Origin of the sequence: Bacillus paramycoides, assembly GCF_001884235.1 — a bacterium.
In the GTDB taxonomy this organism is placed as follows: Bacteria; Bacillota; Bacilli; order Bacillales; family Bacillaceae_G; genus Bacillus_A; species Bacillus_A paramycoides.
Genome location: NZ_MAOI01000071.1, coordinates 54,602 through 81,343, shown reverse-complemented (window position 1 = coordinate 81,343; position 26,742 = coordinate 54,602). Strand labels below are relative to the sequence as shown.

27 protein-coding genes and 1 pseudogene are annotated in these 26,742 nt (G+C 33.6%); 7 read left to right on the top strand and 21 right to left on the bottom strand.

The genetic code is table 11. The features are described 5' to 3' along the window. Nucleotides 1-130: 130 nt before the first annotated feature. From BAU28_RS14780 to BAU28_RS14725, 11 genes and pseudogenes are all read right to left on the bottom strand, one after another. Nucleotides 131-2,548 (bottom strand): heavy metal translocating P-type ATPase, encoded by a 2,418-nt coding sequence (locus BAU28_RS14780; protein WP_071718948.1) that lies wholly within the window; start codon nucleotides 2,546-2,548, stop codon nucleotides 131-133. 98 nt (nucleotides 2,549-2,646) lie between these two features. After that, nucleotides 2,647-2,853 carry a copper chaperone CopZ gene (gene copZ, locus BAU28_RS14775; protein WP_002173015.1) on the bottom strand — a complete coding sequence of 69 codons (207 nt, stop codon included), beginning with the start codon at nucleotides 2,851-2,853 and terminating at the stop codon, nucleotides 2,647-2,649. 317 nt (nucleotides 2,854-3,170) lie between these two features. Continuing rightward, a complete protein-coding gene (locus BAU28_RS14770; RefSeq protein ID WP_000349636.1) occupies nucleotides 3,171-3,473 on the bottom strand; it encodes a metal-sensing transcriptional repressor in 303 nt (100 codons plus the stop codon). Between the two features lie 345 nt (nucleotides 3,474-3,818). Continuing rightward, nucleotides 3,819-4,046, bottom strand: a complete 228-nt coding sequence (locus tag BAU28_RS14765; RefSeq protein WP_000849103.1) for a hypothetical protein — start codon at nucleotides 4,044-4,046, stop codon at nucleotides 3,819-3,821. A gap of 263 nt (nucleotides 4,047-4,309) precedes the next feature. Continuing rightward, nucleotides 4,310-4,519 (bottom strand): annotated as a pseudogene (locus BAU28_RS14760) (cation transporter dimerization domain-containing protein); the annotation flags it as partial. Further along, nucleotides 4,516-5,334: an alpha/beta hydrolase gene (locus tag BAU28_RS14755; protein ID WP_025148407.1), complete on the bottom strand. Its 819-nt coding sequence runs from the start codon at nucleotides 5,332-5,334 to the stop codon at nucleotides 4,516-4,518. The gene BAU28_RS14755 and the pseudogene BAU28_RS14760, both read right to left, overlap by 4 nt. Before the next feature lie 15 nt (nucleotides 5,335-5,349). Continuing rightward, a complete protein-coding gene (locus BAU28_RS14750; RefSeq protein WP_048371536.1) occupies nucleotides 5,350-6,168 on the bottom strand; it encodes an ABC transporter ATP-binding protein in 819 nt (272 codons plus the stop codon). A gap of 14 nt (nucleotides 6,169-6,182) precedes the next feature. Further along, nucleotides 6,183-7,205: a FecCD family ABC transporter permease gene (locus tag BAU28_RS14745; protein WP_071718947.1), complete on the bottom strand. Its 1,023-nt coding sequence runs from the start codon at nucleotides 7,203-7,205 to the stop codon at nucleotides 6,183-6,185. After that, on the bottom strand, nucleotides 7,198-8,205 hold the full coding sequence (locus BAU28_RS14740) for a FecCD family ABC transporter permease (RefSeq protein WP_048371540.1): 1,008 nt from the start codon (nucleotides 8,203-8,205) through the stop codon (nucleotides 7,198-7,200). Before BAU28_RS14740 ends, BAU28_RS14745 begins: the two co-directional genes overlap by 8 nt. A gap of 27 nt (nucleotides 8,206-8,232) precedes the next feature. Continuing rightward, nucleotides 8,233-9,198, bottom strand: a complete 966-nt coding sequence (locus tag BAU28_RS14735) for an iron-hydroxamate ABC transporter substrate-binding protein (protein ID WP_071718946.1) — start codon at nucleotides 9,196-9,198, stop codon at nucleotides 8,233-8,235. 308 nt (nucleotides 9,199-9,506) lie between these two features. Continuing rightward, nucleotides 9,507-10,265 carry an exodeoxyribonuclease III gene (locus BAU28_RS14725; RefSeq protein ID WP_071718945.1) on the bottom strand — a complete coding sequence of 253 codons (759 nt, stop codon included), beginning with the start codon at nucleotides 10,263-10,265 and terminating at the stop codon, nucleotides 9,507-9,509. Between the two features lie 154 nt (nucleotides 10,266-10,419). Between BAU28_RS14725 and BAU28_RS14720 the strand changes: the two genes are divergently transcribed. From BAU28_RS14720 to BAU28_RS14710, 3 genes are read left to right on the top strand one after another with little or no spacing between them, the layout of a single operon-like run. Then, complete coding sequence (locus BAU28_RS14720; protein ID WP_071718944.1) at nucleotides 10,420-10,992, top strand: bifunctional transcriptional activator/DNA repair enzyme AdaA; 573 nt, start codon at nucleotides 10,420-10,422, stop codon at nucleotides 10,990-10,992. 4 nt (nucleotides 10,993-10,996) lie between these two features. Next, a complete protein-coding gene (locus tag BAU28_RS14715) occupies nucleotides 10,997-11,521 on the top strand; it encodes a methylated-DNA--[protein]-cysteine S-methyltransferase (RefSeq protein WP_071718943.1) in 525 nt (174 codons plus the stop codon). A gap of 2 nt (nucleotides 11,522-11,523) precedes the next feature. Beyond that, nucleotides 11,524-12,435: a DNA-3-methyladenine glycosylase family protein gene (locus BAU28_RS14710; RefSeq protein WP_071718942.1), complete on the top strand. Its 912-nt coding sequence runs from the start codon at nucleotides 11,524-11,526 to the stop codon at nucleotides 12,433-12,435. 199 nt (nucleotides 12,436-12,634) lie between these two features. Here BAU28_RS14710 and pepT read toward each other — a convergent pair whose 3' ends face one another. Next, the gene (gene pepT, locus BAU28_RS14705; protein ID WP_071718941.1) at nucleotides 12,635-13,867 is read right to left on the bottom strand and encodes a peptidase T; all 1,233 of its coding nucleotides are present in this window, start codon (nucleotides 13,865-13,867) and stop codon (nucleotides 12,635-12,637) included. 183 nt (nucleotides 13,868-14,050) lie between these two features. Between pepT and BAU28_RS14700 the strand changes: the two genes are divergently transcribed. Beyond that, nucleotides 14,051-14,695, top strand: a complete 645-nt coding sequence (locus tag BAU28_RS14700; RefSeq protein ID WP_071718940.1) for a YczE/YyaS/YitT family protein — start codon at nucleotides 14,051-14,053, stop codon at nucleotides 14,693-14,695. Nucleotides 14,696-14,762: 67 nt separating this feature from the next. Here BAU28_RS14700 and BAU28_RS14695 read toward each other — a convergent pair whose 3' ends face one another. Together BAU28_RS14695 and BAU28_RS14690 are read right to left on the bottom strand one after the other, a co-directional pair. After that, nucleotides 14,763-15,338 carry a histidine phosphatase family protein gene (locus BAU28_RS14695; RefSeq protein ID WP_071718939.1) on the bottom strand — a complete coding sequence of 192 codons (576 nt, stop codon included), beginning with the start codon at nucleotides 15,336-15,338 and terminating at the stop codon, nucleotides 14,763-14,765. Nucleotides 15,339-15,668: 330 nt separating this feature from the next. Beyond that, the gene (locus BAU28_RS14690; protein WP_002173032.1) at nucleotides 15,669-16,058 is read right to left on the bottom strand and encodes a VOC family protein; all 390 of its coding nucleotides are present in this window, start codon (nucleotides 16,056-16,058) and stop codon (nucleotides 15,669-15,671) included. Nucleotides 16,059-16,486: 428 nt separating this feature from the next. On the opposite strand from BAU28_RS14690, the gene BAU28_RS14685 reads away from it, so the two are divergent. From BAU28_RS14685 to BAU28_RS14675, 3 genes are all read left to right on the top strand, one after another. Beyond that, nucleotides 16,487-19,210, top strand: coding sequence for a sensor domain-containing protein (locus BAU28_RS14685; protein ID WP_071718938.1), 2,724 nt, complete (start codon nucleotides 16,487-16,489; stop codon nucleotides 19,208-19,210). Nucleotides 19,211-19,449: 239 nt separating this feature from the next. After that, nucleotides 19,450-20,616 (top strand): DUF2515 domain-containing protein, encoded by a 1,167-nt coding sequence (locus BAU28_RS14680; protein ID WP_071718937.1) that lies wholly within the window; start codon nucleotides 19,450-19,452, stop codon nucleotides 20,614-20,616. Beyond that, nucleotides 20,591-21,010, top strand: coding sequence for a CBO0543 family protein (locus tag BAU28_RS14675; RefSeq protein WP_071718936.1), 420 nt, complete (start codon nucleotides 20,591-20,593; stop codon nucleotides 21,008-21,010). Before BAU28_RS14680 ends, BAU28_RS14675 begins: the two co-directional genes overlap by 26 nt. A 10-nt stretch (nucleotides 21,011-21,020) precedes the next feature. Here the strand turns inward: BAU28_RS14675 and BAU28_RS14670 are convergent, their stop codons facing one another. The 7 genes from BAU28_RS14670 to BAU28_RS14640 all read right to left on the bottom strand — a co-directional run bounded on the left by BAU28_RS14670 (nucleotide 21,021) and on the right by BAU28_RS14640 (nucleotide 26,706). Continuing rightward, a complete protein-coding gene (locus BAU28_RS14670; RefSeq protein WP_071718935.1) occupies nucleotides 21,021-21,443 on the bottom strand; it encodes a YfmQ family protein in 423 nt (140 codons plus the stop codon). 65 nt (nucleotides 21,444-21,508) lie between these two features. Then, a complete protein-coding gene (locus BAU28_RS14665) occupies nucleotides 21,509-22,180 on the bottom strand; it encodes an LrgB family protein (RefSeq protein ID WP_002173036.1) in 672 nt (223 codons plus the stop codon). A gap of 23 nt (nucleotides 22,181-22,203) precedes the next feature. Further along, nucleotides 22,204-22,560 (bottom strand): CidA/LrgA family holin-like protein, encoded by a 357-nt coding sequence (locus BAU28_RS14660; RefSeq protein ID WP_048371567.1) that lies wholly within the window; start codon nucleotides 22,558-22,560, stop codon nucleotides 22,204-22,206. Nucleotides 22,561-22,614: 54 nt separating this feature from the next. Beyond that, nucleotides 22,615-24,045, bottom strand: a complete 1,431-nt coding sequence (pdxR, locus tag BAU28_RS14655) for a MocR-like pyridoxine biosynthesis transcription factor PdxR (protein WP_071718934.1) — start codon at nucleotides 24,043-24,045, stop codon at nucleotides 22,615-22,617. Between the two features lie 93 nt (nucleotides 24,046-24,138). Next, on the bottom strand, nucleotides 24,139-24,333 hold the full coding sequence (locus tag BAU28_RS14650) for a hypothetical protein (protein WP_071718933.1): 195 nt from the start codon (nucleotides 24,331-24,333) through the stop codon (nucleotides 24,139-24,141). 225 nt (nucleotides 24,334-24,558) lie between these two features. After that, complete coding sequence (locus tag BAU28_RS14645; RefSeq protein ID WP_071718932.1) at nucleotides 24,559-25,266, bottom strand: GntR family transcriptional regulator; 708 nt, start codon at nucleotides 25,264-25,266, stop codon at nucleotides 24,559-24,561. Between the two features lie 30 nt (nucleotides 25,267-25,296). Continuing rightward, nucleotides 25,297-26,706: a glycoside hydrolase family 1 protein gene (locus BAU28_RS14640; protein ID WP_071718931.1), complete on the bottom strand. Its 1,410-nt coding sequence runs from the start codon at nucleotides 26,704-26,706 to the stop codon at nucleotides 25,297-25,299. Between the last annotated feature and the right edge of the window lie 36 nt (nucleotides 26,707-26,742).

The following is a 26,742-nucleotide window of genomic DNA, read 5'->3' as shown; positions in this document are numbered from 1 at the left end:
TCATCAAGCTACCGCTTCTATCTTTCCTATATTATATCTTTTTCTTTCTATACAAAAAAACAATACTTATTCAAAGTATTGTTTTTTTGTTTAAAAGCATATTCAATTACTCTATAAAGTGAAACTTTTACTATTTTAATTTAACTCTTTGCAATCTTAATGCATTTAATACAACTGATACAGAGCTAAATGCCATTGCTGCACCTGCAACCCAAGGAGCTAAGAAACCGAACGCCGCAATTGGAATTCCTAGGCCGTTATAGGCTAATGCCCAGAATAGGTTTTGCTTAATATTTCTAATCGTCATTTTACTCATGAAGATTGCATCAGCAATACTATTTAAGTCACCACGGATTAATGTAATATCCGCTGCTTCCATTGCTACATCTGTCCCCGTTCCAATTGCCATTCCAATGTCAGCTGTAGCAAGAGCAGGAGCATCATTTATTCCATCTCCAACCATAGCCACTCTCTTACCGCTAGCTTGCAGTTTTTTTACTTCTTCTGCTTTTCCTTCTGGTAATACTTCTGCGATTACGTGATCAATACCAACTTGCTTAGCAATTGCCTGAGCAGTCTGTGTATTATCACCTGTAATCATAACAACGTCTAGACCCATTTTCTTAAGTCTTGCAATTGCTGCTTTTGAAGTATCCTTTACAGTATCTGCAACAGCAACAATTCCAGCATATTCCTTATCTATTGCTATAAGCATTGCTGTTTTTCCTTCTCGCTCTAGTTCTTCCATCGATTTAGAAACTTCTTCAATATCAATATTAAATTTCATCATTAATCGGCGTGTACCAATTAATAACTTTTTCCCTTCTACAACCGACTCAATACCAAATCCAGGAATTGCTTCAAACGTTTCTGAACTTGGGATATCAATTCCCTTTTCTTTAATTCCTTCTACAATCGCTTCTGCAAGTGGATGTTCAGAATTTTTTTCTGCTGCGCCGACTAATTTTAATATTTCTTTCTCTTCAAATCCATCTGCTACAATTACATCTGTTAATGTCGGTTTTCCATTTGTAACTGTACCTGTTTTGTCTAAAATAATCGTATCTAATCGATGCGTCGCTTCTAGATGCTCTCCACCTTTAAATAAAATTCCGTATTCAGCTGATCTTCCTGATCCCGCCATAATAGATGTTGGTGTTGCAAGACCTAAAGCACATGGGCATGCGATAACAAGTACTGCTATCATTTTCTCAAGCGCTCCTCCAAAATCACCAGGTGTAACAAATACCATCCATACTACAAAAGTGATAATAGCAATCCCAACTACAACAGGTACGAAAATACCTGAAATTTGATCCGCTACCCTTTGAATAGGAGCTTTCGAACCTTGAGCCTCTTCTACTACTTTAATAATTTGTGCTAATGCAGTGTCTCTTCCTACTTTAGTTGCCTTAACTTTTAAAAATCCATTTTTATTCATTGTAGAACCAATTACTACATCCCCGATTGTTTTATCAACTGGAATACTCTCACCTGTTAACATCGATTCATCTATCGCTGATTTTCCTTCTACAATTTCCCCATCTACTGGGATTTTTTCGCCAGGTTTTACATAGACGATATCACCTGCTACCACTTCTTCGATTAAAATTTTCATTTCTGTTCCATCTCGTACAACTGTAGCAGTTTTCGCCTGTAATCCCATCAATTTTTTAATAGCTTCTGATGAACGCCCTTTTGCTTTTGCCTCGAATAATTTACCTAAAATAATTAATGTAATAAGTACCGCGCTCGTTTCAAAATATAAATCTGTCATATGTTCCAAGGAACCAATTGATTGAATACTTAAATAAACACTATAGAAATAAGCTGCGGACGTTCCAAGTGCCACAAGAACATCCATGTTTGCACTTTTATTGCGCAATGCTTTATAAGCACCTATATAAAACTGGCCTCCAATTATAAACTGCACTGGAGTTGCAAGAGCTAGCTGCACCCACGGATTCATAAGCATATCAGGTAAATAAATAAACGATGTAAATGAGAAGTGACTTACCATTGCCCACAATAACGGAAATGATAAAACAAACGAAATAATAAACTTTTTCTTTTGTCGCTCAATTTCTTGTAATCGATGATCTGTTGATGAATTTTGCTCATCTGACTTTACTTCTAATTTATATCCTAACTTTGTAATCGTGCTCTTCATTTCAGTAACACTAATTTCATCAGGATTAAATTCTACAGTAGCTGATTCTAAAGCGAAATTTACTGTCGCCTTACTCACACCATCTAGCTTATTTAAACGTTTTTCCACCCTATTCGCACATGCAGCGCACGTCATTCCTGATACCATAAACTCTGCCTTATCACTTACAATACCATATCCTAACGATTCAACTTTTTCTTTAAACTTTTGAGGATTTGTTTGAGTTGGATCGTACAAAATTTTTGTTTTTTCAAGCGCAAAATTTACATTTGCCTCTTGAACACCTTCTACTTTTTTAAGACCTTTTTCAATTCTATTCGCACATGCGGCACATGTCATTCCTGATATTTGAAAATTGGCTTCTTTTTGTTCATTCATTTCATTCACCTCTACCACATACCCTCAAGAGGTATATTTGTTAGCAAAATAAATCGCACTTTATTTAAAGTACGATTTATTCCCCTATTTAAAAATTATTATATAACATCGTATCCTTGATCTTCGATTACACTAACAATATCTTTTAAAGTAATGATTGATGAGTCAATGGTAACTTCAACAGTTCCTTCTGCTAATTGCACTTTTACTTGTTCAACACCATTTAGTTCTTTCACATTACTTTCAATAGAATTTACACAATGTCCACAAGACATACCCTCAACCTTTAATGTTAGCTGTTCCATTTAAAATCCTCCTCTTGTTCATTCATTGTTTGTTAATCACAATCTTATCTTACCATACCCCCCTAAGGTAATCAATGGTTTTGTATAATGATTTTTATAATTTTTTATAAGTTCCTTGTTTTCTCTTATCCCACACAGCCTTCTTTGAAATAAATCCATTCATTCCACGACAAAACATACAGGTACCCCTTATAGGTACATGAAATAAGTTTAATCAATCGAACTATTAAGTACACGCTTAAACTCCCTATACTAAGCTTTGAGGTAAAAGTCTTAAATAAACAAAAAAACAAGCTAGTCAAATACTAGCTTGTTTCTTAAGCCTTTGAAAATCGTTCAAATACGGTCATTAATTCTTCAATTGCTTCGTCACCATTACCATCCTTAATAGCACCAGAAACACAATGACTTGTATGATTTTTGAGAACACCCATTCCTACTTTTTTCATCGCTGCATTAATCGCTGAAATTTGCACTAAAATATCTACACAATAGCGATCATTTTCTATCATATTTTGAATACCACGGACTTGTCCTTCAATTCGCTTTAATCTATTTATAATTTGCTCTTTTTCTTTTTCTGATCTATGTGTTACTGCTTCATGTTCTTTATGATCCATATTATCACCTTCTTAAAGTTTCTCTTCATCTGATAAAAATAAATGTCTTTTTGAGTATATCAATTATAGCATTAAATATCTATGTATTGATACCCCATATGAGTATCTAATGTTTATATGATTATTCTTAACAAATTATTAGCTTCTCAATCTCAATTGTCATTATACCCTGTCCCTTTTCAAAAAAGCATAAAGTCCGCTGCAAAACTCAATAAAGTGAAACTTTAATCAGCGAGGGTTTTGTTCATCTCTCATTCATTATTAACCCGCAAATAGCTGGATAAATAAAAGCCTCAATCTTCACATATTTGAATTGAGGCTTTTTTCTTCCTATTATATATAAAATTATTGTTGATCACATACTTTTGTGTCATTCACTACTGAAGTTCCTTCAACAGTTACCGTATGAAAACAGTCATTTACTCGAACAGTAACAACATTATCTTGCCGATCAATGATATGATATTCATTAAAATTTTTATTTAGAGCACTACGAATTTGCTCTCCTTCATAAATTGGAATGCCATGTGATAAAACCCAAATAAGCCCAGCGATAGCAAGAATAGTTTTCATACGATCTACCTCCTTGAGAATAAAGTGAACTTTTAATCGGTGTTTATTTCAGCCCTACTAATCATTAGTTGAATCAGTCGAGCTTTTATGGGGATAAGTTCATTTCGTCTATTTTATGTTTATGCTAATTGTGACGGAATTGTGACAACTTTTTTGTCTCTTTAGACGAAAAGTTGAAACAAAACTTTCAAAAAGGACAATTCTACTTACAGAAATGAAAAGGCTATGGAGGAAATTCTCCATAGCCTTTTCGTAGATTTTTATTAAACGACCATTTCACTATGCTTATTAAGTGTTTCAATTTGAATTGTACTATGTTCAATATGAAAATCGTGTTTTAGCATAGTAATAATATTTTGAAGCACTTCTTGATCATCCTGATTTTTATCAATCATTACATGGCAGCTTAAAGCATCCAATCCTGATGTAATTGTTCAAATATGGAGATCGTGTATATCACGTACACCCTCTACAAATGACCAATAAATCTTAATCCTTTACTTAAAGAAGTCGGTACAACTGATGCATGATTCTCCCCTTCAGCCTCATAAAACTTGAATCTAAACTTCTCATGTTTGAATTGAAGAAGACGTTCTGATAATGCATTTGCATCTACAACCATATGCTCTCGCTCCAATGATCCAACTGTAAGGAATACTCCCGTTTCAACCTTCGCTTCATTTAATTCATTTATAAGATTCTCTTCTTTTTCAAGTACGGATTGATTGTTCCACCAAATAGACGGGCTACTAATAAAATAATTTTGAAAAGTATTTACATTTGTAAATAGTATATGTAATGCAAATAATCCGCCTAGAGAATGACCAAATAATGATTGTTTCTCTTTATCAATTTCAAAATTATTTTCAATTTGTGGTTTCAATTCTTCTTCAATAAACGTAAAGAAGTTATGTGCTCCTCCTGTTTTAGGCCACGGTTTACCATCCGGTTTTAAAGGAGCATCTTTTGAAATTATAGAAGGTGTAAAATCATAGCATCTTTCTTCGCCTGAAAATGCCCCTTCAATTGGATAACCAATACCAACTATAATGGCTGGTGAAACACCTGTTTTTTCCGCTCTAACCGATTGTATTTTAACCGCTTCATGGAACGTTTGAAAAAAGGCATTGCCATCTAATACATATATGACCGGATACCCTGAATCTGGTGCTGGTTGCTTCGGCTTTGAAATATGAATTTGATATTCTCTGCTTTCTAATTTGGAATACATTTTCCACTGTTCAGTGTTCCATATACTAATTTGCTGTTTTTCAATAGTTATATTCATCTTATATTCCCCCCTTTAACTTGTTACATATAGCTCTCTTTTTTCTTCTTCATAGATGCTATCATAACCGAAACAAACAGGAGCCCCGTTATACGGATCTACCATGACACGTGCATCAATATGAAATACCTCTTTTAACACTTCATTTGTAATAATTTCTGAAGGACAACCAGTTGTAATAATGTGTCCTTCTTTCATTGCAATAATCTCATCTGAAAATCTCGCTGCATGGTTAATATCATGTAACACCATTACAACCGTACAATTATGTTCTTTATTTAATTTCTCCACTATTTGTAGTACATCTAATTGATGAGACATATCAAGATATGTAGTTGGCTCATCTAGCAATAAGACCTCTGTCTGTTGTGCTAACGCCATTGCTAGCCAAACTTTTTGTCGTTGACCACCTGATAAATTCGCAATTTGTCTCGTACGAAATGCAGATGTTTTCGTTATATCTAGTGCCCAATCAATCATCTCTTTATCTTTTGAAGTTAACTTATTTACATTATTTCGATGTGGATAGCGTCCATATGAAATTAATTCTTCTACTTTAAGCTCTCCTGGAGCGATTGGATTTTGCGGGAGTAACGCTAATTGCTTTGCAATTTCTTTCGTTGGAATTGTATTTAAATCTTGCCCTTGCAAATACACTTTACCGCTTTTTTGCTTTAAAATTCTTCCCATCGTTTTTAATAATGTCGATTTCCCACAACCATTTGGACCTATAATTGTCGTTACTTTTCCTTCTTGTATTTCTACATTTAAATCGCGAAACACGGTAAGCTTTTCATAACTCGTTTCTAAACTTTTTGCACTTAAAATACTCACTTTTATTCCCCCTCTTACGCTTTCGCCTTATAAAGTAAATATAAGAAATACGGTACACCGACAATAGAAATAACGATTCCAACTGGTAACTCTACAGGTGCGAAAACTGTTTTTGCAATAAAGTCTGAAGCTATTACAAGAAACATTCCTATTACTCCGCACGTCGGAATTATATGTTTATGTTGAATACCGACAAGCCTTTTCGCTATATGCGGTGCCATTAATCCAATAAAACCAATACTTCCTGAAACAGCAACACATGCGCTTACAAGTCCGATACTACTTAATAGTAAAATTGATTTCTCTCGTTCTACTGAAACACCTAAACTTGTAATACTCGTTTCTTCCAATTGAAATAAATCTAATAAATAAGCTTTCTTTTGTATAAGAGGAATTAGTATAATAAGCCACGGCAACATGGCAATAATATACTTCCAATTTGCACTATATATGCTTCCAGACACCCAAACTGCAGCCATTTCAAAATCAGTTGACTTCATTTTAAGTGATAAATACATAGAAAATGCTCCAAATCCTGATCCAATCGCAATCCCCGTTAATAAAAGGCGCTGGGAATCTAACTTACCGTTTTTCCAAGAAAACAGATATATTATTATGGCTGCACCTAATCCACCAACTAAACCAAACATCGGCATCATCATAATAGAAACCCAGTCTGTACTCTTTAATTGTCCTTGAAAGAAAAACATAAAAATGACGATAGCTGTACCTGCTCCGGCATTCACTCCTAAAATACCTGGGTCCGCCAAACCATTTCTTGTAATCCCTTGAATTACAGCACCCGCAATACCAAGGCCTAATCCTACTAATCCAGCAATTACAATGCGTGGAAGACGAAAATCAAAAATAACTAAATCATGCTCTGGTACTGGATTAATTCTAAAAAGCGTTTTAAATACATCTGTAATCGTAATATCAAACGTGCCATTCGTTAAACTAATATAAATAGCACCAAAAATTAAAAATATAATAATCCCCATCGTCATTCCAAAACGTTGACTTGAACTTTTAGGCATGTCTCTCTCCTCCTCTTGTACGGATTAAATAAAGGAAGAAAGGAATTCCAATTAAAGATGTAACAACTCCAATTGGCGTTTCAAATGGATAATTCACAAATCTACTTAAAACATCACATAACGCTAAGAAAACTCCACCAATAATGCCTGCACAAGGCACAATCCACTTATAATCTACCCCAATTATAAAGCGAGTAATGTGTGGAATAATTAAACCTACAAAACCGATTTTCCCAACTAAAGCTACTGCAGTTCCTGTTAAAAAGATGACCGATAAAATCGCCATCGCTTTAACTAGTTTTGTACGCTGTCCTAGATTAATAGAAATCTCTTCTCCTAAAGAAAGAATTGTAATAGATTTTGATATTAACAGTGCCAAAACTATCCCAATTATCCCAAAAGGTATCGCAATTTTAATTATATTAGGGTCCACTTGATCTAACTTTGCATTAAACCAAAAACTAACATTCTGAGAGATTTGAAAATACGAAGCCATCGCGGCCGATACACTGCTTAAAAATGTTCCAATAACTGTTCCTATTATTGCTAACCTAACAGGAGATAAGCCATTTTGAAGGAGCGAACCAAAACCAAACACTATACCGGCCCCTAGTGCAGAACCAATCATTGAACATAAAACCATACCGACCGATGACATTCCTGGAAGAAAAATCATACAAAGTGTAATAACAAAGGCTGCACCATCCGTCACACCCATAATAGAAGGGGATGCAAGATAGTTTCTTGTCATCCCCTGCATAAGTGCTCCTGATATGGCTAGAAATGCTCCGACTAAAAGAGCTGCAACTACCCTTGGTAAACGTGAAGTAATAATAATATTATGATTTACATCGCTTGAATCAAAATGAAATAACGCATTCCACACTGTTTCAACATCAATGTTTTTTGCCCCATATAAAATAGAAAGTATAACTGTAAATAAGATTAGTATGGGCGCTATACATAAAATGGTTACTGGTACCGCATTTGTTTTCTGCATATCATTCAACGCACCTTACTTATTGTATTATTTAGACAAATTTTTCACTGCTTCTTTTAAGAATGCTGTTTTACTCCAAGCTGTACCACCTTGTGCCATTGGATCTACAACGTTTACAAATACTTTCTTTTCTTTCGCAGCATTCATACTTTGCCAAATTGGATTATTTTCAATGTCTTCTAACACTTTCGGTTTATTATTTTCGCTTGCCTCGTATTGTAAGAAGATATAATCAGGGTTAACTTCAGCAAGTTTTTCTAAAGAAATCTTTTCTTGTGCTTTTACAGTTTGCAATTGTTCTGGAACAGTTAGTCCAAGATCTTTATAAATGACAGGATTAAAGTATACTTCTGCTGGGTATAGGAATAAATCGTTTGCTCTTAATCTAATTACAAGTACCTTTTTATCTTTTAACTTATCTCCTAGTTTCGCTTTTGCTTTTTCAGCATCTGCATTGTAATCTTTAATAATTTTTTCTGCTTTATCTTTTTTACCAGTTAACTCTCCCATTAGCTTTAAATTATCTTCCCAGTTTGTTGAAACGTGTGATACTGGGAACGTCGGAGCTACTTTCGTAAACTTTTCTGCTGTTTCTGCTGGGAATTTCGTACTTGATGTAATAACATCTGGTTTTAATTGAAGTAAGGTTTCAAAATTCGGCTCCATTTTCTCACCAACAGACTTCGCACCCTCTAAATCTTTTTCAAGATACTTTGGTAATTTACCACCTACAGTAATTGCACCTACTGGTTTAATTCCAAGTACTGCCGCATCTTCCATTGACTCTAAACTAGCTGTCGCAATTTTATCTACCTTCGCAGGTACTGTATATTCTTTACCTAAATATGTAATTTTTCGTTTTTCATCTTTTTTCGTTTCGGTAGCTTTTGTCTGTTGTTTTTGTTCCCCAGAAGTTTTGTCTGCACTATTACATGCTGCTAACCCTACACTTAAAACTGTAACCATCCCTAATGTAAATAACTTCTTGTTCATCTTTATATATCTCCTCTCGAAACCTTTAAAATATGTTATTCCAACAATGAAATTTAATTATATGAAACATAATCCCCATCTATATTTCACATCATTAACAAATCTACTTAAAATGAAGATTCATCCTTGTTCACTTCCCCTAATATTAAATTCTTCACCACCCTCATCTCGATAATCATTATCAATGATAATGATTATCGTTATTAAGTATATATTTAATATTTATTTATTTCAAGGATGATTTTAAAAATTTTAATAAATCGAACAAAAAAGAAGTATCTCCTTTTTTTCAAGAAGATACTTCTTTTTTAGAAATCCATACGTAACTCAACTGGGCAATGATCTGATCCCATCACTTCACTATTAATTTTCGCATCGGTAATTTTATGTTTTAACCTTTCAGAAATCACAAAATAGTCTAAACGCCATCCGATATTTTTCGCTCTTGCACCCATACGGTATGACCACCATGAGTACGCACCTTCTTGTTCAGGATATAGATATCGATATGTATCAATAAACCCTTCCTCTAAAACACATGTAAATTTCTCTCTTTCTTCATCCGAAAAACCAGGATTTTTCCGATTACTTTTCGGGTTTTTCAAATCGATTTCTTTATGGGCAACATTTAAATCTCCACAAAAAATAACCGGTTTCTTTTCATCTAATCGCTTAATATACGCTCGGAAATCATCTTCCCATTCCATTCTGTAATCTAAACGTTCTAATCCTCGTTTCGAGTTTGGTGTATACAGCGTTATCATATAAAAATCATCAAATTCTAATGTAATAACTCGTCCTTCTTGATCATGCTCTTCAATTCCTAAACCATACATTACAGAAATCGGTTCTTTTTTCGTAAAAATAGCAGTTCCTGAATACCCCTTTTTCACAGCATAATTCCAGTATGTATAGTATCCCTCTGGATTTAAATCAATTTGTCCACTCTGTAATTTAATTTCTTGTAAACAAAATATATCTGCATTAGATTCTTCTAGATATTCTAAAAATCCACCTTTCGCAATAACTGCCCGCAAACCATTTACATTCCATGAAATAAACTTCATATATGTTCCTCCTCTTGATGTGCATTTTCAGTTTTCATGCTAACACAAAATAGATAACCTATCATAGTTTCATCTTTGTAATCTTGCTCTTACATTTGTGAATACGTACATACACACATTATTCAGGTTATACTAATTTCAGAGGTGATGTTCTTTGCAAAATGAAGGATTTACTTTAACGAGTGAGTATTGGCAAGCGATTATTCATAATGATTCTTCATATGATAACAAATTCTTTTATGCTGTGAAATCAACCGGGATTTTTTGCCGACCATCGTGTAAATCGAGAATACCTAATAAAAACAACGTACGAATTTTTCTAAATGCAGAGCAAGCATTGTATGAACACTTTCGTCCGTGCAAACGCTGTAAGCCAAACGGGATAACTTTACCTAATGAAGAGTGGGTAGGACAAATTAAAGACTGTATCGAGAAGCATTTTGACGAAGTATTAACTCTCGATATACTCGCGGAAATGTGCCATGGTAGCCCATTTCATTTACAACGCACGTTCAAAAGAATGACAGGTATAAGTCCAATAGAATATATACAGCAATTCAGAATTACAAAAGCGACAGAATACCTTTCACATACAAATAAATCCATTATGGAAATTAGTACTGCTGTTGGGATAGAAAACCCGGAGTATTTCGCGACTTTATTTAAAAAGAAGACAGGATTTACCCCTACTAAATATCGAAAAAAGAACAGAACAAAAGAGGAATGAAATAATGAAACCATATGAAAATAAAACTATATATTGGACATTGCTTATTCATAAACATTGGCGTATGCATATTGCAGCCACTTCAAATGGATTATGCTTCATCGGATCACAAAATAAAACTTTTGAAGAACTAAATACGTGGGCTAGAAAAAAACTTCCACAGCATACATTCATCCAAAATCCAGATTATCTGCAAACATATACTAAAGAACTTATCGAGTATTTGGAAAACAAGCTAGAAACCTTTACATTTCCTATCGATGCTTACGGAACTGCATTTCAATTAGCCGTTTGGAATACGGTACGTGAAATTCCTTATGGAAAGACATATTCTTATTCAGAAATTGCGGAAAGAATTCAAAAACCTAAAGCTGTACGTGCTGTCGGTACCGCGGTTGGGGCAAATCCTCTTCTGATTACAATTCCTTGTCACCGTGTTATAGGAAAAGATGGAAAGCTCACTGGTTTTAGAGGTGGTTTAGACATGAAGAATGAATTGCTCAAATTAGAAGCGTTTCGGAAGGAGTAAATATGACAGAAGATTGTAATGAAACATTAACTTTAGTCGCTCCAAAAGAATTTAGTTTTCAAGAAAACTTACGCTATCTATCGCGTTCTAAAAATGAATGTATGTTTCATATTGAAAACAATAAAATCTATAAAGTCATCCCTATTCAAAAAGTAAATCCTTTAATTGAAATTAGTGTGAATGCTGATGGAAATATTCAAATACGTTTTTTAGGAGAATCATATATCTCTGAAAAATGGATCCGCGATGCTGTAGCTACATATGTAAAAGAGTGGTTTGATTTAGATACTAATCTAGCTCCCTTCTACAAATTAGCTAAATATGATCCACTCCTTCAAAAAACCATTACAGAGTATTATGGACTTCGTACTTTAGGTATTCCTAGTTTATTTGAAGCACTGTGCTGGGGGATTATCGGCCAACAAATCAACCTCACATACGCCTATACTTTAAAGAGAAGATTAGTCGAACAATTTGGAGACCATGTAGAATGGAACGACCAAAAACATTGGATATTCCCATCACCTGAAGTAATAGCAAATCTAAATGTAGAAGATCTCGCAACATTAAAAATGACTACAAGAAAGTGCGAATACTTAATTGACATCGCGCAGCTCATTACAGAAGGTAAACTATCAAAAGAATCTCTATTACAAATACAAGATGTGAAGCAAGCTGAAAAACAATTAACTAGCATTCGCGGTATAGGGCCATGGACGGCCCACTATGTTTTAATGCGTTGTTTACGATTTCCTTCAGCCTTTCCAATTGACGATGTTGGCCTGCATAATGCTATCAAATTTATAACAGGCTCCGAAAAGAAACCAACTAAAAACGAAATAAAGGAATTTGCAGCAAATTGGATACATTGGGAGTCTTACGCGACATTTTATTTATGGCGAGTTCTATATTAATATTTTCTAATGAAAAATAGATAGGTAAATCTATCTATTTTTTCACATGTAAAAACTTCACACATACTGGTTCTGGAACATTGATTCCTTTCAAAAAGCATGAATTTACAAATATCTTGTAAACAGTATATCACTTTACCTTGTATTTTTTAGTATAGAAAAGAACCAAGTAGCACTTCATTACTACTTGGTTCTCTTTTTAAGCTTGTTCTTCAAATCGTCTTGCGATTTCTACAATAACTTGAACAGCTTTTTCCATAGTATCTACCGAAACATACTCAAATTTACCGTGATAGTTTTCACCACCAGTGAAAATATTTGGCGTTGGTAATCCCATATACGATAATTGTGACCCATCTGTTCCACCACGAATCGGATGAATATTTGGCTCAATATTTAAACTTTTCATTGCCTCATACGCAATATCAACAATTTCTCTCACCGGTTCAATTTTTTCAAGCATATTATAGTACTGATCATTCATCTCTAAAACAACCGCATCTTCACCGTACTTCTCTTGCATGTTTTTCACAATATCTTTAACGTTATTTTTACGCGCTTCAAAATGATTACGATCAAAATCTCGAATAATATAGTAAGCTTTACTTTGCTCGACGTCACCATTTAAAGAGAGTAAATGATAAAACCCTTCATATCCCTCAGTATATTCTGGCGCCTCTTCTACTGGCAACTGTCTATCGAATTCCATAGCGAGTTTACTTGCGTTACGCATTTTGTTTTTAGCTGTTCCAGGATGTGTATTTGTCCCTTTAAAAGTTAACTTAGCGCTTGCAGCGTTAAAACTTTCATATTCTAAACCACCTAATGGACCTCCGTCCATCGTATAGGCAAAGGATGCACCAAACGCTTCTACATCAAAATGCGATGGTCCACGGCCAATCTCTTCATCTGGTGTGAATGCTACTCTTATTTTTCCGTGCTTAATTTGCGGATTATGTATTAAATAATTCATTGCGACCATGATTTCTGTAAGACCAGCTTTATCATCTGCTCCAAGAAGTGTTGTACCATCAGTTGTAATAATTGTATGTCCTTTGTATGATGGTAATTCTGGGAACTGTTCAGGTGTTAACACAACATTTAATTCTTCATTTAACGTAATCGCATTACCATCAAAATTTTCATGAATTTGTGGTTTTACGTTTTTCCCTGTAAAATCTGTTGCTGTGTCTAAATGAGCTAAAAACCCTATTACAGGAACATCCTTATCTGTATTAGCAGGAAGTGTCGCCATTACGTAACCATTATCATCCATCGTCACTTCTGATAACCCAATCTCTTTTAACTCTTCCACTAATAACTTACCAAACTCAATTTGCCCTGGTGTTGTTGGCACTGTATGACTTTCTTCATTTGATTGTGTATCAATCTTTACATATCTCGTAAATCTTTCAATAAGTTCTTGTTTCAAATTCGTTCACTCCTTTTATATTTCTCTCTCTATTATAATCCTTAAAACGAAATATTTTAACTTTTTTGACTGTGAAGATATATATTCCATTTACATTTTTAACAAACCATTAAAAGACATAATATTTGCACATTAAAATCCAAACATGTAATATACATCATTATATATTGGGAGGTTTTAAAGATGAGGCTAACTCTCTTTCGCTATTTTCTTTTTTTCTTAGGATTAATTTTCTTTGGACTTGGAAATGCTCTCGCAGTCAAAGTTAAATTCCTCGGTTTACATCCTTGGGAAGTTTTAAATATGGCTCTATACCAACGATTTGGGTGGACAATTGGTACTTGGAGTGTCATATGTGGATTATGTCTCGTTCTTATCTCTTTACTAGTAGATCCAAAATATATAAACGTAGGTACATTTTTAAATGCACTACTTATCGGTCCTATTATGGACTTTTTCTTACAATCAAATATCCTTCCGCATGCTACTCAGTACCTATGGATAAACTTACTGATTTTATTTTCTGGCATTGTAATCACAGGCATCGGGGGCGGTATGTACGTTGCGGCTGGGATTGGTGCTGGACCTCGCGATGGATTCATGCTTACCATTTCTGACAAAACAGGGCTGTCTATTAGCCGGGCTCGAATCATTGTAGAATGTTTTGTACTAGTCATTGGATATATGCTAGGAGGACCTATTTTTATCGTAACTTTTCTATACACTTTTATCCAAAGTCCGATATTTCAGTACTCATTTAAGATATTTCAAAAACTCTTACATACTTTATATAACAAAAATAAAGAGCAAATCAGTGAAAATATATAAAACTCAACTTACTACAAAAGAGTGTGTTTTAAAAGTAACTTTTAAAACACACTCCATATACCCCATTTTATTCTTCTCTCCATAATCTCTCTACATTTATTAATTGCTCTTCTTTAAATTCTAGCTTATACATATCTGGTTTTGATGTATTCATTAAAAACTCAAACCCATATTGATTATCAAAATAGTTCATCATTTGTGTCATTACAAGCCCATGTGTACCAATTACAATTTTATTCCCCTGAAAATCCATCAATATTTCTTTTAATACTCTCACTACTCTTCTCTGGCAATCTACATATGATTCTCCCTCAGTTAGTGAAAACTCTGGCTTTGAGAACATCTTCTTTACAAGTGGATACACCTCTTTATCTGATATAATCTTATCCTCACTTGAAAACCTACACTCTTTGAGATTTTCATATATTAATATTTCTTTTTCATAGAAATCGGCTGACTTTTCTATCGTTAGCATTGCCCTCTTATACGGACTTGAAACGAAAGTGTCAATTCCCTCTGCTTTTAATATCTCAGTTACTCTATGAGTATCTAAAATTCCCTTCTCAGTTAATCCACGTGTTCTTTCATCTCCTTCTATTTTTGGTGATTCACCATGCCTAACCATATAGATATATGTATTCATAATTCCTCCTTGTAAATATTTATAAGTTAATTACTTACTTTAATTGCTGCCGTATCAAAACTTAAGTACAATCAAAATATTAATTCATTCTTCTTTTATGAACTTAGCTGGTCTGTTCGTCTAACCCACTCCCAAACTAAACTCTCAAATTCATAAGAATATACGTCCTCATTTTACATCTTTTCAGAACCTAATTTCAAATCTTAATTTTCAGATTATAAACACAAAAAAAGCTTCCCTATGAGTTTATCTCCTCCAAGGAAGCTTTTTTATATTTTCTTTTATCCTATCAAAATTCGAAACTTCGCTCTCCTCTAACTTCATTACACCCTATTCTTCTATTTGCATCAACACAATTCTCCAACCATCAGGATCCGCTATAGTAATCCCCTTTTCTTTCCAATATGGATTTTCAGGTTCTACTTCATCGTATCCCATTGCATGCAGCCTCATACTCACTTTTTCTATTTCATTATATTCTCGCATATAAAATACAAGTAAATTATCTTTTGTTGGAGCTGGACACGGGCTTCCATCTATATGTTTTGTAAATTCTAGATGATATTCTTCATCCGGTAGACCGAACATGACTCCATCGTAACCATCATGATTATTAAACTCACCTATCCGCTTTAAACCCAGTCCCTTTTCATAAAATGTTATCACTTCTTCAAACTTATCTGTTGGACGTGCTATTCTAAACTTCACCCATTTCACCATAATTTTCCCTCCATATTAAAAACTAATTACTGTATTACATATTATTGTATATAATTAACACTTTTCTTTAATCCCTCATTTGTATGAGAATAGCTACATACAAAGGTCTTACTTAATACTCTATAATAACGAAAAACTCCCCTCATCTAGAGAGAAGCTCCCATCATTTTATATACAATTTTGTATCTCCGCTTGCAAATTACTAAAAAATCTTTAAAATTTATAGGATGACTAAATATACAAATAATATCTACATTCCTTATAAACTAAAAATTATTAACTACAACACTTTTTTAACTTCAAGAATTATCGCACTATTCAATCCTTTCCTTATAAGCATGCTTTTTATAAGGAAATCTGATACAATCCTTAAGTAATATTATTACGTATAGATATTACGAATTATATACTTAAAGAAGGTGATCCAATTGAAATTAAATAAAAATTTACAACTATGTATATTAATCGCTACATTGATATGCTATTCAATCTATTTTATGTTTTTCTTTCTGTCCCCTACTCATTTTTCAAATTTCAATGTAAGCTTCGCTTCACTCATCGTTGAAGCCATTACATTTATATCACTAATTTACTCTATATATTCTAAAAAAGTTAGTTCAAACCCTTTTTGGATATGTATCACAATAGCAATTGGTAGTTTTTTATTAGGAAAAATAGTATATACGTATCAAGATACCTTTTTCAAAATTCCAATACATCATTTTACTATTTCTGATGTATTTTACATGTTTTTTCTATTCTTCTGCCTTATCGCTTTCTGCTATAAAATCTTAAAAGAATGCAATAAATGGGAAAAAGCTTTCTTTATTTGTGATATATGTATAGTACTTACTTCCATATTCACATTAGAATGGTACTTATTTAATCAGCCAGCTTTAAATATATTCTCTCTTTCACTTGGAGATGTTTTCCTTTCATTTCTATATCCAATTGCAGATTTATTATTTCTTCTATTAGGTCTTAGTCTCTTTTTCCGCCCAACAATTTTTAATTCCAAACGGAAAATTTATATCTTTATTTTTGTATTAATAAGTTCTGCAACTTTTAACTATATTTATTTCTACTTAAATAGCCATTTATCAAGTGATACTATAACGTTATTACGTCTTTTATATAGAATACCTATATTACTTATCGCGATAGCTGGTTCTATTTCAGAAGATTATAATAGCCATAAAAATTATTTCATTGTAAATCCTATACTAGGAAAGAAAGTTTTAGTCGTATTCCCCTATCTTGCTGTTGCAATACTAATCGGGTTTACACTAAAAGAACAAACATCATCTTCAACTCTCATTACAGGAAATTGTATCGCTTTTGTTTTCGTACTTATCCGCCATTCTATTGTGCGTATGCAAAACGACAGCCTAACAAAACGTTTACAAGCATTTAATACTCAACTAGAAGAAAAAGTTACTTTACGGACTTCTGATTTAGTTCATCAATCAGAGGCTCTGTCTCAGAAACAACAAAAATTCAAATCATTATATGAGTATCACCCTGATCCTATTTTCACTATTGATTTAAATGGAATATTCTTAAATGTAAATAAGGCAGGAAGTATACTACTCGGAGCATCAACGAACGAGCTACTTGGCGAGACATGTTTTTCGATCATTTTAGATGAGGATAAACATAAACTGGTAGCTGCATTAGAAAAGGTTAAACAGCAAGAATCAGCATCCTTACAACTTAGTTCCCAATATAAAGATGGCTTTACATATTTTTTATACGTTACCATCGTTCCTATTATGATAGATGGACAAATTTCAGGAAGCTATATTATGGTAAAGGATATTACTGCACTAAAAAAACAACAAGAAGAAATAAAATATTTAGCATTCCACGATACTGTAACGAAAATTGGGAACCGAGCCTTTTTCCATAAGAAATTAAGAAAAGTTATAAAAAATGCTGAAACAACACAAGGTGAATTTGCATTATTATATTTAGATTTAGATCGTTTTAAAGCTATTAACGATACACTTGGACATTCGGCAGGTGATTCCGTATTGGAGGAGGTAGCAAAGCGACTCCAATCATGTCTTTCATCAGGTACTCATGTATCAAGAATCGGTGGCGATGAATTTACAATTTTAATTGAAAACTATACTGATCGTGATTCCTTATTCCAGTTATGCAACCAATTATTTGAAGACATGAAAAAACCGTTTATCATACATGAGCATAAATTAACTTTATCACTTAGTATCGGCATCGCTATATATCCATCTGCTGGAATCGATACCGCTACACTCTTAAAAAACGCTAATGTTGCAATGTATGATGCTAAGGAAAAAGAGCTTAACTCCGTCTCTATTTATGACGATGTAATTGCTAAAAAAATCGAAAGACGATTACGATTAGAAAAAGATTTACCAAGTGCGATTCAAAATGAAGAATTGTTCCTTTTATATCAACCTCAAGTTGATAGCGAATCTAATAAAATTATCGGTGCTGAAGCTTTAATCCGGTGGAACCATCCAGAATTAGGTGTTATTTCTCCATATGAATTTATTCCGATTGCTGAAGAAACACTGCAAATTATTCCAATTGGGAAATGGACATTGCAACAAGCTTGTCAGCAAATGAAACGTTGGCATACATTTGGCTATTCTCATTTAAAAATAGGAGTAAATTTATCTGCTAAAGAATTTGAGCAAGAAGACTTTGTAAATTCTATTTCTTCTACTTTAGCAACTACAGACTTACCAGCAAGTTCCCTTGATCTAGAATTAACAGAACGAATTGCAATGATGGATGAGAAAGAAACATTACTAAAACTACGTACACTAAAGAATTTAGGGATTCACATATCAATTGATGACTTTGGTACAGGCTATTCTTCATTAGCATACTTACCTTTATATCCAATCGATACTTTGAAAATCCCGAGAGAGTTCATTACAATGTCTGAAACGTGTGAGGATGGAAAAGAAATCATTAAAACGATTATCACATTAGCACATACATTAGAAATGTCAGTTATTGCTGAAGGTGTAGAAACGAAAGAACATGTGAATTTCCTCCAAAAAAATAAATGTCAGTTTATTCAAGGTTACTATTACAGTAAGCCTATTCACGCAGGGGAATTTTGTAACCTACTAGAAAACGGGATACATACTATATAACTCGCAAAAATCACGTATTGAATTCTTTCGCTGCTATAGTCTCCTCATGCATCAGTGAAGAACACATCTGGAGAAAATTTAAAATGAATACAATAAAAAGGAAAGTAGAGTCCATCTCCTCTTTCCTTTTTATATACTTTGCAATTTTTCATTTCCTCCACATATCATTTATTTAAGTCGTTATTAATACATTGATGATAACAGACTTATACGAAATGATATGAATGGGAGGGAACTATGTGCACCGCAATAATTCAAATGATAAACTTTATAAAATTACTCCACTATCCCTCTTCAATGTAAAAAATGAACTAAAACAAAAAAGCACCCATACTACTAATATCATATACAGACTTACGAAAGAAGAAGAAATATTAATCCATACGATTAAAGAGCGAACCAGATTACTGAATCGAAATAACGTCACAAGAACGAAGGCCTATTTTCAATTTTATATAAAATACCCTGAAATACATTGGGCATTGCTTGGACATATGGTATCACGTAATGGTGGTTGGAACATGACAGATTTAAAAGGGGACCTATATACGAAGTTATTATCTGAGAAAGATCAATTTATTTTCTTTTCTTTTTTAGAACGAGGAAATTGGCTTATCTTTCAAGATGTATACCCTCAATTTTTACTATACGAGTATAGTGTAAAGGAATCAAAAAACCTTTTTCACCTTCTCTCTCACCTCAATGTTTCAACATTTATGGAAACGATGTGGAACTTTTTTTGGAAAACTGGAAACAAAAAAACATTAGCAATCGCAACTATTATTAACGAGCAAAACTACTTAGAAAAAAGAGTCATTCAAAATGAATACTTCAAAAAAAATGTACTAAATAGTATTGGATTCAAACTGTTTGATTTCTTTCAGTTCAATCATATCCTTTTTCCCTTTTACGAAAGTAAAATGAATCCTAAAACATTACTTATTGGTGACACAATGAAACACTTCACTTCACTACATGAACGAATATTACTTGGAAAAAGGTTATACGCATTATTATTTCATGATGACCGTACTTTATCTCAAGTTACACATTGGGCAGGTACTCACCCTCATACAGGCTCACGAAAAGATTATTGGCCACATTTATTTTCAAGTGTAAATGAATCCTTTTCACGAGAGTTTTATAAACGAAGAATAAAACGATGCCAATTAAAAAAGGATTCATATCGTATATATAGTCCTGCACTTATTTACGCATGGAAAAATATAGAACACGAAGAAACAGAACATGAAGATTGGTTTAACGACTGGCAAATAATTCACTATTTAACCGATAAGGAGGAAAATATAAATGGACAAATTACAGAAGACTACTGCAAAACACTCGAAAGAATTGAACTCGCAATTCTCGCAAAGAAAAATGTCCTCCTTCGAGAAGAAGAATGATTTTCTAGCATTAGTAGTTACAATCTTTCTCTCTTCTATTATTGGAACTTGTTTAGATGCTTTCTTTGTTAATAAACAATTATATTCATTTCCAGTTAGGCCCTTCTCATCCACATTTTCAGTCAACATAGCTTTTACGTTGTTCGTACTGCCAATTTTAACAGCCCCGTTTATACAAATTTTAAAAAAATTATCTACAGTTTCTAGAACTCTATTTATTATTTCAATAGGCGTTTGCGCTAGCATTTTTGAGCAAGTTGCTGAGAGATTAGGTTTATTTATACATAGTACGGATTGGCAGCATATTTATTCTTTCTTTGGGTATATCATTTTCTTTTCTCTTATTTGGAAATTTTATAATTGGATGCGAAAAATAAAGAGACCGTCTTTATAACGGTCTCTCCTTATGCATAATCTTCAGTTACTCCAACTGAGCGACTTTGAAGACTTTTAGATCGTAAACGATATGCAACTACTTTCTTCTTATATTGCTTTATTACATCAACGTGTTCCTCATAGCTATATATAGAAAATCTAATCATTTTCTTTCCTTTCTTCGTATCAATAACTAATGGTGTTCCTTCTCCTTGCGGCGGAAAATAATGTTTATCTAAAAATAAAGCCTCGTTAAATTCGTGAATAACTTGAAGTTTCATTTCTCCTCCTATGTTTTTCCCACCTATCGTTACAGTAGTATTTTCTTCATCAAGTTTTTGATGTAACTCAAATCTACTAATAATTGATTCTACAACAGAAGTTGGCATACTAGAAACTAGTACTTTAAGAGCACCAAAAATAAATAACGTAACTATAAACCATGTTGTCACTTTAATCATCCCCATTACTTTCTAAAATGAGTAGTGTTATACTACTTATTACGATTCATTGATTTTTAAAATAAAAATTTCATTCCATAAGGCACTAATATACTAATTAGTACCCCCGTTACAATCATCGTTACCGAACCGATAGTTGCTTCTTTCTCTCCTTCTTTCACTAGACGACTCACACCAATGATATGTGATGCACAGCCCATCCCAACTCCTTTTCCAATCGTACTCGTTATACGGAAAAGCTTAAGTACTGTCGGTCCTATAATAGCACCTGTTATTCCTGCAACAACTACAAAACTAGCTGTCATAGATGGGATACCACCAATTTGATTGGCTAGCGAAATTGCAATAGGCATCGTCGCTAATTGCGGTATAGTTGTTAATATAAGTTCCTTATCTATATTCAACATTTCCCCAATCACTACATTCAAACTTATTAAAGCCACTATACCGATTACTACCCCTACAAGTATTGAAAAGAAGTTTTTCATAAGTATCTTTCGTTCCTTAAATAGCGGTATTGCTAAAGCTACAATCGCAGGACTCAAGAAGCTAGAAAGAATATCTCCCCCATTCTCCTTATAATCTTGATGAGAAATCCCGAAAGCAAGGAATATGCAAATCATAATTGCCGTAGCTGTTAACACCGGTAAAGTAAATGGAAACGTAAATTTTTTATATAACTTTGTCGCCAATAAATAAATCACTACAGTAATAAAAATTAAGACCATTTGAATAGTGCACCTTGTCGTTTTTATTTTTTAGATGTTATTAATAATTGACTTACATAGCCTGAAACAATCAATGTTACTAAAGTACTTACAACAACTAGGAAGAACATACTACTACCCTTACTTAAAAGAAATGAGCCATATTCCATTAAACCAGTCGTCGAAGGAATTAAAAATAAAGGTAAAAATACTATTAGTTTTTCTGCACCTATCTCAAACCATTTTAATGGCAAAATACGAGTGGAAAGAAGAAGAAAAAGGATTAACATTCCTATTAAACTTCCTGGCATAGATAGATGAAATACTTCCTGAATCCATACACCAGCCAAACTAAACAAATATAGCACTCCTACTTGAAGTAAAAGCGTCAAGAACTTCAACTGCTTGCCCTCATTTCAATACTAGATTTTCCCACACCTATAACAGCTTTATCATCAAATCTCTTTTAAAGTCTCCGCGAGTCTTGTAATCCCAACCTGAATTTGTTCTACATTCGCTCTCCCAAAAGTAAATCGTATATATTCACTTTTCGAGCCTAATACACTTCCTGGGACAAATGCTACTCCATTTTGAATAGATTTGCCTAATAAATGATATTCGTCAAATGAACCTTGAACTTTACACCATAAATGTATTCCGCCCTCTGGAACGAAAAACTCAACTCGGTCCTCTAATATTTCTTTAAGACTTGCAATTAACTCATCTCTTCTTTTTTTCAATTGTCCACGAAGCATTGTAATATGCGTATGAAAATCCTCTGATTCTAAAAATTGATTTGCTACCCACTGTGTAAATACACTATGACCGAAATCAACTTGCTGCTTCGCATCTGCTAAACGTTCTATTACGCGCGTAGGGCCAATTATCCAGCCAATACGTAATCCTGATGCAACAATTTTTGATAATGAACTTATATACAGAACATTTCCATTTTGATCCATTGATTTCAATGTTGGATTCACTTCTCCATTAAAAGAAGTTAAACTATATGGATCATCTTCTACAATCGGTATACCAAATTCAGAAGATAGTTCTAGTATCTTTTTACGTCTCGCCAATGAAAGCACCGTTCCAGTTGGATTTTGATAATCCGGATTTAAAAAAACCATACGAATGCGGTGCTTTTTGTGCAGATCAATTAAGTCATCTGGATTCATACCGTGCTGATCTACAGGTAAATGGAATATTTTTAACCCTGCTGATTTAAACATCGGCAGCGAAAAACAATAAGATGGATCCTCAATTGCAATCGCATCTCCAGGCTTTAACAAACATTGAACGATAAGATTAAGTGCCTGCTGAGCCCCAGATGTAATAAGAATAGAACGTGAATCAGCTTCTATTTGTTTATATTGCTGAACATGTGTTACGATTGTTTTTCTTAGCATTTCATTCCCTAGTGGGTGATCATAACCGAGGTTTTCCATAAATGTTTGTTCTGATAAAATTGTTCGAAATTGACCAGTCGGAAATAACTCTGGTGATAATTCGCCACTCGCTAAATTGATTAAATCATCTTTTTGTGTTTCCGTTCGAATTTGTTGAACAAGTGGTAAATTAGGTAAAAACGATCCATCCTCTACGTATCTCCCCCAATTTGGTATACGTTTATGTGACACACCCCATATGTCTGTATTTACCCGCGTTCCGCTTCCTTTTTGCCGTTCTACTACCCCAAGTGATTTCAATTCTTCATACGCAGCTACTATCGTACTCCGGTTTACTTGTAATTCCTTTGCTAACTTACGTTCAGAAGGTAACTTACTATTAGAAAGAAATTCGCCTGAAGAAATGCCTCTTTCAATATAATCAGCGATTTGTTTATAAACAGGAGTCTTATCTGCACGATTCGGTTTCCATTCCATCTAGTTCCCCCCTTTCAAAACTACCGTCCCTCATTCACTAATAACAGTATTCACTGTAATAATAGTATTAATCACCTTCATCATATACAAACTCTATAAAATAACGACCGCATACCACGTAACTCCTACAAGTAACCCTAAAAGAAGGATGATATAGATAGCGGATAAGTTCTTCACATTCCTCTTTGTAGACTTATCGTAATTCTCCTCCACATTTCGTGCGACTAGTACGGTCCCAAACAGCGATACAATTACAATAATTACAACTAGTGAAATTGCAAAACTCATTGTCTTTTCACCTCTCTAAGGCCAGTCTATTTAAACAAATGAGATATATAAAAGCGTCCTCCTTAAAGCATCAATACAGTACTACCTTTCTTCTCTTATCATAATAGAAGTTTGCAAAAAACGGACCAACCACTTTCAGGTTTTTTTGCTCATCCACTTTAAAAATAAAAAGCAACTGATCTTTCTTATCAGTTGCTTTTTTCACAGAGTTATTTATATTCATTTTCACTTAAAATTAATCCGATTTAAAAGTTTGGTCTTTTCATAATGAAACATCGATTGAGATAACTCAAAAATGGTTCCATTTACAAGATGCACTGTATTTTCAATAAGAAGTGCCGGATCACCTTTATTTATTTCTAGAAGCTGTGCGTTTTCTTTATTTACTTTTTCGCAACTAATAACTTTATCGGCAAAACCAATATTTAGTCGCAAATCTTCAATGAAATAACTGTATACAGAGCTTAATGCTATTTCTTCATTCAAATATGGAATTATATCCTTTTTGAAATAACTAATTTCAATAGAAAAGGGTTTACCGTCTACAATTCTTAAACGTTTCAAAAAATACAACCTAGTTCCAGCGTCACATTGCATCCGTTCTGCTATTTCTTCATTCGCATCTATTATTTCAAGCTCTAACACTTTCGTTTCAATATTTTGTGAAACGAGGTTTTTCGTTAATCCACGTAAACTGCCTAAATTAATGTAATCTGTTACAGAAGTTTCACGTAAAAACATGCCACTACCTTGTACTTGAAAAATATAACCTCTATTAACAAGCTGACTAATTACTTTACGTATCGTATTACGACTTACCTCAAACCGGTTCATCAATGCTTCTTCTGTAGGTAATTTTTTCGTTTCATTAAAAAGTCCATCTCGAATGTTTTGCTCTAAAATATCTGCAATTTGTTTATACTTTGCACTCATACACTTTCTCCTAAAATACTCTTTTATCTTTTATAACTCTTCTCCTCTCGTTTCGATAATATGCTTATACCAATGAAACGAAAGTTTCTTCTTACGTTTTAAGTTATCATTATGATCGACAAAAATAAAGCCATATTGCTTTTTATATCCATTTAGCCAACTTAACAAATCAATAACTGACCATGCATAATACCCTTTTAAATGAATCCCTTCTTGAATCGCACGCTTAATTACTTTTAAATGTTCTTCAATAAATTTAATTCTCGGAACATCTACAATTTCTCCGTCAATAATTGGATCTTCGTCACCAAGTCCGTTTTCTGTCACATACATCTTTATATCACCGTAACGCCCTTTCAACATATGCAAGCCGTCTAAGAAACCTTCGGGAGATATTTCCCATCCCCATTTTGTATATGTTTTATCATCCATTTTAACCGTTCGATAAAATCCATCAAAGGAAGGGTTACCTGGAGCAAGTGTTGAGTTTTCTCGAGAATGTTCCTCATTCTTTATATCCATATCGTATCTTTCCACTCGAATTGGTTGATAATAATTCAAGCCAATAAAATCATTTTTCCCGGCATTTTGTTTAATGATTTCTAATTCTTCAACCGTCCAATTAGGAGTCCATCCTTTTTCCTTTAATTGTTGCACAACATAAGATGGATACTCACCTTTTAAAACTGGATCATAGTACCAATACGTTTCATATTCATTCGCATGATTTGCTGCTAGTATATTTTCTTTTTGATTATCCACACTATAAGCAGGCAAGAAAACATGCGTAATACCAATTTCACCATATTGTTTTAACTGCTTGTACACTGCAACTGTTTTCGCATGCGCATAAAATACATAATGAGTCGCTTGAAAGTACTTTGGAACATCATTTTGTATCCCTGGTGGATGTGCACCTTTTAAATACCCTAATCCACAAAACATTACTGTTTCATTAAAAGTAATCCAATGTTTAACTCTATCACCAAATGCCTTAAAGCAAATCTCTGCGTACTTTACAAAAGCTTCTGCTGTTCGTTTATTCGTCCATCCACCGTCATTTTCTAAAGTTAATGGTAGATCCCAATGATATAAAGTTACAAACGGTACAATCCCGTATTTTAAACATTCATCAATTAAGTTGTTATAAAATTCTATTCCTTTTTCATTTACCTCTCCATCTCCAGTCGGCAAAATTCTCGCCCAAGAAATAGAAAAACGATACGATTCTAATCCCATCTCAGCCATTAAGCGGACATCTTCCTTATATCGATGATAATGATCAACAGCTACATCACCATTTGTCCCCTTGTATGTTTTGCCAGGAATTTTTGAAAACTCATCCCAATTCGTAACACCTTTTCCATCTTCATTCCATGCACCTTCTACTTGATAAGAAGCTGAAGCAGCCCCGAATAAAAAATCATGTGAAAACTTCATAGCATATACCTCCATTTCATTGCAATAAATCAAATT

Coding starts and splice junctions, on each gene's coding strand:
- BAU28_RS14780 (WP_071718948.1), bottom strand. CDS start 2,548: ATGAATGAACAAAAAGAAGCCAATTTTCAAATATCAGGAATGACATGT.
- copZ (WP_002173015.1), bottom strand. CDS start 2,853: ATGGAACAGCTAACATTAAAGGTTGAGGGTATGTCTTGTGGACATTGT.
- BAU28_RS14770 (WP_000349636.1), bottom strand. CDS start 3,473: ATGGATCATAAAGAACATGAAGCAGTAACACATAGATCAGAAAAAGAA.
- BAU28_RS14765 (WP_000849103.1), bottom strand. CDS start 4,046: ATGAAAACTATTCTTGCTATCGCTGGGCTTATTTGGGTTTTATCACAT.
- BAU28_RS14755 (WP_025148407.1), bottom strand. CDS start 5,334: ATGAATATAACTATTGAAAAACAGCAAATTAGTATATGGAACACTGAA.
- BAU28_RS14745 (WP_071718947.1), bottom strand. CDS start 7,205: ATGCCTAAAAGTTCAAGTCAACGTTTTGGAATGACGATGGGGATTATT.
- BAU28_RS14740 (WP_048371540.1), bottom strand. CDS start 8,205: ATGCAGAAAACAAATGCGGTACCAGTAACCATTTTATGTATAGCGCCC.
- BAU28_RS14735 (WP_071718946.1), bottom strand. CDS start 9,198: ATGAACAAGAAGTTATTTACATTAGGGATGGTTACAGTTTTAAGTGTA.
- BAU28_RS14725 (WP_071718945.1), bottom strand. CDS start 10,265: ATGAAGTTTATTTCATGGAATGTAAATGGTTTGCGGGCAGTTATTGCG.
- BAU28_RS14715 (WP_071718943.1), top strand. CDS start 10,997: ATGAAACCATATGAAAATAAAACTATATATTGGACATTGCTTATTCAT.
- BAU28_RS14710 (WP_071718942.1), top strand. CDS start 11,524: ATGACAGAAGATTGTAATGAAACATTAACTTTAGTCGCTCCAAAAGAA.
- BAU28_RS14700 (WP_071718940.1), top strand. CDS start 14,051: ATGAGGCTAACTCTCTTTCGCTATTTTCTTTTTTTCTTAGGATTAATT.
- BAU28_RS14695 (WP_071718939.1), bottom strand. CDS start 15,338: ATGAATACATATATCTATATGGTTAGGCATGGTGAATCACCAAAAATA.
- BAU28_RS14690 (WP_002173032.1), bottom strand. CDS start 16,058: ATGGTGAAATGGGTGAAGTTTAGAATAGCACGTCCAACAGATAAGTTT.
- BAU28_RS14675 (WP_071718936.1), top strand. CDS start 20,591: ATGTCCTCCTTCGAGAAGAAGAATGATTTTCTAGCATTAGTAGTTACA.
- BAU28_RS14665 (WP_002173036.1), bottom strand. CDS start 22,180: ATGGTCTTAATTTTTATTACTGTAGTGATTTATTTATTGGCGACAAAG.
- pdxR (WP_071718934.1), bottom strand. CDS start 24,045: ATGGAATGGAAACCGAATCGTGCAGATAAGACTCCTGTTTATAAACAA.
- BAU28_RS14650 (WP_071718933.1), bottom strand. CDS start 24,333: ATGAGTTTTGCAATTTCACTAGTTGTAATTATTGTAATTGTATCGCTG.
- BAU28_RS14645 (WP_071718932.1), bottom strand. CDS start 25,266: ATGAGTGCAAAGTATAAACAAATTGCAGATATTTTAGAGCAAAACATT.
- BAU28_RS14640 (WP_071718931.1), bottom strand. CDS start 26,706: ATGAAGTTTTCACATGATTTTTTATTCGGGGCTGCTTCAGCTTCTTAT.